The organism is Xanthovirga aplysinae (assembly GCF_009711365.1).
Lineage (GTDB): Bacteria > Bacteroidota > Bacteroidia > Cytophagales > Cyclobacteriaceae > Xanthovirga > Xanthovirga aplysinae.
This window is the reverse complement of sequence record NZ_SMMB01001076.1, coordinates 1-7,538: the sequence shown is the minus strand read 5'-3', so window position 1 is coordinate 7,538 and position 7,538 is coordinate 1. Positions and strand designations below refer to the sequence as shown.

Sequence of the window (7,538 nt, the reverse complement as noted above, 5' to 3'; positions counted from 1 at the left end):
AACCCAAGAAGAAAGACATTATTCATTGGAACCCGGACCGAAAGCTACAATGGAAAGATTTTAAAGGGGCCCCAGATCCTAAAAGTGAATTTTCGGCTCTAACCAATGCAGTCTTAAACTATAAATATCGGGCTGGGATACTTGAAGATAAAATTGACTTATCTTTTGAGGTGAGTTGCTATTTTGAAAAGCGATTTTCCTGGGTGAAGAAAGGACATGAGAAACCGGAATTATTGGCTCATGAACAGTTACATTTTGATATTACCGAGTTATATGCAAGGATATTAAGAAAACGTCTGGAACAGGGGGAATATACTCCTTCTAATTACAAAAGGAAGTGTAAAGGTATTTTTCAACAGGTTATGAAGGAGTGGAAGAAAATGCAGGATCAGTATGACAAAGAAACGAATCATGGGAGTAAGAAGATAGATCAAGAGAAATGGATGAAAAAAGTAAAGCAGGAGATGTTGGAAAAACAAAAATATGCTTCCTCTAAATAATAAGATTAGCTTCAATGTATTTAATTTTAAATGATTTCTTAGCCTACTTTTAAATTAGGTTTGTATTCATTGTAAAATCTGAGTCCCGTCAAGTAACTTAGGCAAGTTCTATTTCTTAATTTTTTTATTTCTAATTATTTTTTGTGTAATGTGGGTTGGGAATAGAGGATCTGAACGGATGGGGGAAATAATATTTTTATTTTTGGATTAGTAAAAACTGCTTAGGTCTGCTATTTTTGCGGCATGGCTGAACAGATATTAATACTTGATTTTGGATCACAGTACACCCAGCTGATAGCAAGGCGTGTAAGAGAGTTGAATATTTATTGTGAGATTCACCCTTATAACCATATTCCGGAGATTGGTGAAAATGTGAAAGGTCTTATTTTGTCGGGTAGTCCTTGCTCGGTAAGGGAAAAGGATGCCCCTCAGGTAGATTTATCGCCATTTCGTGGAAAGATTCCTGTATTAGGGGTTTGTTATGGAGCCCAATATATGGCCAATGCTAATGGAGGAGAGGTGCTTCCTTCCGAAATTAGAGAATATGGAAGAGCTCATTTGGTGAATTTTAATCAACAAAATGCTTTATTTCAAGGAGTGAAGGAAAATTCTCAGGTATGGATGTCACATGGAGATACTATTGCGCGCTTGCCAGAAAATTTTGAAGGAATTGCTAGTACCCCTTCCGTACAAGTAGCTGCCTATCATATTAAAGGAGAGGAAACTTATGGCATTCAGTTTCATCCGGAAGTAACGCACTCAGAGGATGGCGCTACCATTTTGAAAAACTTTGCGGTTGATATATGTAGTTGTAAGCAGGAATGGACGCCAGAGTCTTTTGTAGAAACTACAGTTTCAGAATTGAAAAAACAGCTGGGGAACGATCAGGTGGTTTTGGGTTTATCCGGTGGGGTAGATTCTTCAGTAGCCGCTATGCTACTTCATAAAGCCATAGGAGGAAATCTTCATTGTATTTTTGTAGATAACGGTCTACTAAGAAAAAATGAATTTGAAGATGTTTTGGCCTCTTATAAAGGAATGGGGTTAAACGTGGTTGGTGTGGATGCAAAAGATAAGTTTTACGCAGCCTTACACGGAATTTCTGACCCTGAAGGAAAGAGAAAAGCAATAGGAAGAGTATTTATTGAGGTTTTTGATGATGAGGCTCACCGTATTCAGGACGTAAAATGGTTGGGACAGGGGACGATCTATCCAGATATCATTGAGTCTGTTTCGGTAAAGGGTCCTTCTGCTACAATAAAATCACATCATAATGTAGGTGGGTTACCTGATTTTATGAAACTTCAGGTAGTGGAACCTTTAAAATCCCTCTTTAAGGACGAAGTAAGAAGAGTGGGAAAAAGCTTGGATATTGATCCTGCTATTTTGGGACGTCATCCTTTTCCGGGACCTGGTTTAGGGATTCGGATTTTAGGTGAAGTAACGCCAGAGAAGGTTCATATTTTACAAGAGGTCGATTACTTATTTATTCAGGGGCTGAAAAAGCATGGTCTTTATGACTTTGTTTGGCAGGCAGGTGCCGTTTTGCTTCCGGTTCAATCAGTAGGAGTTATGGGGGATGAAAGAACCTACGAAAGTGTGGTGGCTCTGAGGGCAGTAAGTAGTGTGGACGGAATGACGGCTGACTGGTGCCACTTGCCTTATGAATTTTTAGGAGAAGTTTCCAATGACATTATAAATAAGGTAAAAGGTGTTAACCGTGTAGTTTATGATATAAGTTCGAAACCACCTGCTACCATTGAGTGGGAATAGGAGGTTGAAATAATTAAATAAGGGGCCGGACGCTGAAAAGTATCCGGCTTTTTTTGTGAACTGCAGGCAAAGCTATTAGATTATCCATTAGGTTAATTATATTTGCATTAATTAAAATGATGAAAAGTGTTTTTGGATGAGTTTTTGCCGGGAGTTTTTAGAAAAGGGAAGTTTTCGGACTTTTTAACGCATTTGAAATATGCATCATTAGGGAATTAATTAAAGGGTGATTGTAGTAAGATACGGGCCCCTAGTATTTTTAAATAAAGTATTCATTACCAACCTCATTCTTATGAGAAATTTTTGTTTGTTTATCCTTTTTTTTACACTGATTTTATCAGGAGTTTCAGGACAAAAACGCACGAGTATAGCCTCTATTAGTAAAGGATATCATGTTTGTGATAAGGGTGAGAGGTGTTCTTATTATAAAGTTGTTAACAATCAGCAATATCTTAAAGGAAAGAATCTTTTTGAGAGAGAAGAGTACCGTCTGGCCATGGAAGAATTTAAACCCCTGACCCATTCCAGAGACGTTAATCCATATAAACCATATGCCATGTATTTTTATGCTTTATCGGCATACAAGGTGGGTGAGGAAAATGTTTCCAGGGACATGTTTTTGCAGTTGAAGGGTAAATTTCGCGAATGGGATAAATTGGATGAGGTGAATTATTGGTTAGGCTTGATTTACTTTGAAAAAGAAATGGATTTGCAGGCGGAAATTGTTTTGGCTGAAATCAAAAATCCCAATCTTCTGGTTGAGGCCCAGAAAATGAAATTTTATTATTTACGAGGAGAAAGTATTTCCGACCTACAAGAGTTATTAGAGGAAACCAAAGATGCTGATATTGCTTCTTTGATAGGCATGAAGATCTTGGCCCAGCCCCTCGAAATACAAGATCACAAACTGCTAAATCAACTTTTACAGGATTACCAGCTTGACCCGGAGAAATTTGAAGGATTGGCTGCAGTAGATTCTGAAAAGAAAGCAGAATATAATCTGGCAGTATTGTTACCATTCATGACAGATGAATTACTTCCAGTCAGACGCAATTTAAGTAACCAATTCGTCATTGATTTGTACCAGGGAATGGAATTTGCCCAGGAAGATTTGGAAACAGAAGGAATAAAAGTGAACCTTTTTGCTTACGATACGCAAAAAGATCAACAATTTACCGAAGGTGTTCTAAACCAAAAAGAAATGGATGAGATGGATTTAATAATTGGTCCTCTTTACCCAGGACCAAGTGTGGCAGCAAATGATTTTTCCTTTACACACCAGACTGATATGGTGAATCCTTTGTCTTTCAATTCAGCAGTGATTGAAAAGAATCCATATTCGTTTCTTTTTAATGCTAGTGATGCAACCCAGGCTAAGGAAGCAGCCAAATTTGCTGAGAAAGAGTTTGAGAAGAAAACCGCCATGATTATTTATGGCAGCTCAAAAAGAGATTCAATTTGGGCTTACTCTTATAAAACTGAAATAGAGTCAAAAGGCATTTCAGTTATTGATATGCTTAAAGTGGATGGAGCAGAATCCCGAGAGATCATCAATGTTTTAAGTGAAATGATTCCGAAGGAATATGGAGATGAAGATTTTTTAAATGGAAAACAAAAGGATGAGGAAGAGGAGGTACTAAAAATTGCTCCAGATAGTTTAGGACATATATTTTTGGCTACTAATCAAAAGCCTTTAATGGCCAGTACTATTAGTGCTATAGAAATACGTGGAGATAATGTGCCTGTATTGATGTCAGAAGGATGGTTAAGTTCCAGGTCAACAGATTACGACCAACTGGGGCGTTTAAATGTTTACTTTATGGCTCCAACTTATATCAATTATGATAATCCGGAAATTTTGGAATTTAAAAAGAGATTTCAGGAAAGGTCTCATACACTTCCTAGCATCAATGCTTACATAGGGTATGATTTGCTTTGGTTTTTTGGTAAAATGATGAACCAATACGGAAATCATTTTCAATATGAATTTCCGGATTTGGAAACCTTCCACTCAAAATTTTTAGAAGGAGTTCAATACAAAGATCAGAGGGATAATCAAGTGGTTCCTATTATTACTTTAAAAGAAGGTGAAGTCCGTTTAGTAAATAAAGAGAGTTACTAAAGATATCAGGGTTAAATCATTTTATTATTTGAGGTCCATAGTTGTATTTTTACTAAACTTTTAAATTCAATTCTGGAAATAAAAGTAGTCATTAACATTTTGAATCCATTGATTTTTTTGGGAAGGAATTAGAGATGAGTTGAAAGAAATATAAAAGTAGCTCTTTTATAAGGATTTTAAAATAGGTTTTCTTTTAGCTTTTTGTACCAGGTGCTAGTGGAAAATATTTGGAATTATGAAAACAGAACGTAGTAAAGCGCTTTTTGAAAAAGCACAACAATTTATTCCTGGAGGGGTTAATTCACCGGTTAGGGCTTTTAAAGCTGTGGGTGGTAATCCTCTTTTCATCAAGTCGGCCAAAGGGGCATATATGTACGATGAGGACGACAATGCTTATATCGACATGATTAATTCATGGGGTCCCATGATTTTGGGCCATGATTATGAAAATGTAGAAAGTCAGGTTGCTTTAGCCATTAAGGATTCTTTATCTTTTGGTGCTCCGACAGCTAAGGAAATTGAAATTGCAGAGCTAATTATCTCCATGGTGCCTTCCATAGAGAAGGTACGAATGGTGAATTCCGGAACTGAAGCTACCATGTCGGCTATCCGTCTAGCTAGGGGATATACGCAAAGAGATAAAGTTATTAAGTTCGAAGGTTGTTATCATGGGCATGGTGATTCTTTTTTGATAGCTGCGGGTAGCGGTGCCATTACTATGGGTGAGCCAGATAGTCCTGGGGTTACTAAAGGAACAGCAAAAGATACACTTACGGCTCCCTTTAATAATTTGCAAGCCGTAAAAGATTTAGTAGAGGGAAATAAAGGTGAAGTTGCAGCAATAATTTTGGAGCCTGTGGCTGGAAATATGGGTTGTGTGTTGCCTGCCGAAGGCTTTTTACAAGGTCTAAGAACTCTTTGTGACCAAGAAGGAATTATCTTGATTTTTGATGAGGTGATGACAGGATTCCGTTTGTCCAAAGGAGGTGCTCAAGAATTATTTGGAATAAACCCGGATTTAACCACTTTAGGTAAAATTATTGGAGGGGGAATGCCGGTGGGTGCCTATGGAGGTAAAAAAGAAATCATGGATTTTGTATCACCCCAAGGCCCGGTTTACCAGGCAGGCACTTTATCTGGAAACCCTGTAGCTATGACGGCAGGTATGGTGATGTTGAACTATCTGAATGATCATTCCGAAATTTACACTCAATTAAATGAGACTACTGGAAAAATAGTTAAGGGTTTTAATGAAAACCTAAATAAATTAAATTTGAACTATACCATAAACCAAATTGGTTCTATGTTCAGTATTTTCTTTTCTGATACACCTGTTTTCGATTTTGAGTCAGCAAAATCTTCCGATTTAACTCTTTTTGGAAAATATTTTAGAGAGATGCTACACAAAGGGGTTTATTTGGCACCGTCTCAATTTGAAACTCTTTTTGTATCTACGGCGATTGGAGAGAAGGAAATTGAACAAATAGTTTCGGCTAATTTTGAAGCCTTAGAAAAAATTCACTCCTAATTGAGAGATTTATCGCGTCTTACCTTGAGGCGCGATAAATTGAATATTTATTTAAACCTCATCAATTAATCACAAGCCTACCATTATCTTGGAGAGGAAATAAATTGCATCTATATAAAATAATCCAAATTTTTACGGTTTTTTTTATCTTTATTATACATTTTTCTCCTCCAAATTCCTTTAAAAAGCCAATAAGCTTTAAAATAAGTCCGAATTATTTATCTTTACTCTTCTAGTATTTTTTAAACATTTTAAATTCTACCATGAATAGGAAGCAGTTAAGTCTGATCACTTTTTCTCTGTTTTTTTTCTTGTTGAATGGATCTGGTATTTTGCAAGCACAAAATGCCACCAGTAGAAAAGGTAGTCGTGGAACTTCCTACGAATTTAATTACGATGAGCCTTACCGTTTAAAAGATTTATTTATTCAAATTCAGCCCTTTTATGGAGAAGTTTTTGTAACCAATGTTAATGTTGGTTTTGGGGCTGAGGTTCAATATTATTTGTCAGACCAATTTGATTTCAGGGCAAATTTCCGTACTACCTATGGAAAATCTTTTGATATTAATCGAGATGCGGCAGTAAAGGTATCTAAGAGTGTAACTCACTTCGGTAATGTGCCTCGGGCTTTTTACTATCTGGAAGTGGGGGGTACATACCACCTTCGGGACCAGGCCTACGACGGGCAGTCCAAGATTGCTCTTTATTCCAAAAGGTTGAAAGGGGCGAAATGGGCGGCTCATGTCCCCGAAAATATAGTGGTTCCCTCTAAGGTAAGGAAAATTATTGGTGCTCGTTTGGGCGCTTTTCATTATTCCACCACGGTTGATCTGCAGCGTACAATGGACGATCAGAATGTGTGGATTGCTTCTAACCAAGGGGAAAGCTTTCCGCATGAAGGAAATTTTGAGATGTTCGGAAACTTGCAGGTAAATGGGATTTATATTGGGGGTTCCATGGCTTGGTTTAGAAATTTCTCTGTTCGGCCTAAGAACTATAGTAATTTGACTAAAGATTTACTGCTAACTACCTATTTTGATGTGTTGGTTGCCCCTTCAGTGTTATTGGAAGATATTGTTTACCTTGGAAATATTTATTCTACAGACCCTATTAAAAAGAATAAGTTGGGATTTCGAATGGGAATAGATGGGAAATTTAATCAGGAATTAAGTTGGAGTTATGGGGCTGAAATGGGATATCGCCCCTCTTTGAAAGGGCAAGGTACTTATGTACTCATAAAGGCAAGTTTCCCTGTTTTGGGCTTTACTTTTAAGAAAAAAGAAGGCTAAGGAAAGAAATCTTTTTCTAAATGGCCATTTTACTTTTTTTGGTTTTAAATTATGAAAGTGGTATTTAGAGGAATATCCAAGCCATTTTTGCTAAAAAAAGATGGCCCTAAACTAGGTAAACTTTGAAATTCCCGATGCTCGATGGCTCGGTCGCTGGCCTAATGGGGAAAAATGGGGCTGATTAATCTGTACTTATTCATTTGTGGATCCAATAAGTCTCAGTCGAACCTCGGGCTATTCCTTATTATATCAACTTATTTGTTTGAAGGTTTTAGCTTTATTGGTCTAAAAATCGTCCTTTTTCAATCGTCAAATCTATTTCATTA

At 37.0% G+C, this 7,538-nt stretch carries 5 protein-coding genes; all 5 read left to right on the top strand.

What is annotated here, in order from left to right:
• Positions 1-500 (top strand): DUF922 domain-containing protein (locus E1171_RS12160; protein ID WP_155206278.1); only part of this gene is annotated, 500 nt, incomplete at its 5' end.
• 243 nt (positions 501-743) lie between these two features.
• The gene (gene guaA, locus E1171_RS12155) at positions 744-2,273 is read left to right on the top strand and encodes a glutamine-hydrolyzing GMP synthase (protein WP_155206277.1); all 1,530 of its coding nucleotides are present in this window, start codon (positions 744-746) and stop codon (positions 2,271-2,273) included.
• A gap of 292 nt (positions 2,274-2,565) precedes the next feature.
• Positions 2,566-4,395 carry an ABC transporter substrate-binding protein gene (locus E1171_RS12150; RefSeq protein ID WP_155206276.1) on the top strand — a complete coding sequence of 610 codons (1,830 nt, stop codon included), beginning with the start codon at positions 2,566-2,568 and terminating at the stop codon, positions 4,393-4,395.
• Positions 4,396-4,630: 235 nt separating this feature from the next.
• Positions 4,631-5,923 (top strand): glutamate-1-semialdehyde 2,1-aminomutase, encoded by a 1,293-nt coding sequence (gene hemL / locus E1171_RS12145; protein WP_155206275.1) that lies wholly within the window; start codon positions 4,631-4,633, stop codon positions 5,921-5,923.
• 263 nt (positions 5,924-6,186) lie between these two features.
• On the top strand, positions 6,187-7,212 hold the full coding sequence (locus E1171_RS12140; protein ID WP_155206274.1) for a hypothetical protein: 1,026 nt from the start codon (positions 6,187-6,189) through the stop codon (positions 7,210-7,212).
• Positions 7,213-7,538 lie beyond the last annotated feature (326 nt).

Bases quoted from the DNA above. Each gene is read 5' to 3' on its own strand.
- E1171_RS12140 (WP_155206274.1), top strand. From the start codon at position 6,187: ATGAATAGGAAGCAGTTAAGTCTGATCACTTTTTCTCTGTTTTTTTTC.
- guaA (WP_155206277.1), top strand. From the start codon at position 744: ATGGCTGAACAGATATTAATACTTGATTTTGGATCACAGTACACCCAG.
- hemL (WP_155206275.1), top strand. From the start codon at position 4,631: ATGAAAACAGAACGTAGTAAAGCGCTTTTTGAAAAAGCACAACAATTT.
- E1171_RS12150 (WP_155206276.1), top strand. From the start codon at position 2,566: ATGAGAAATTTTTGTTTGTTTATCCTTTTTTTTACACTGATTTTATCA.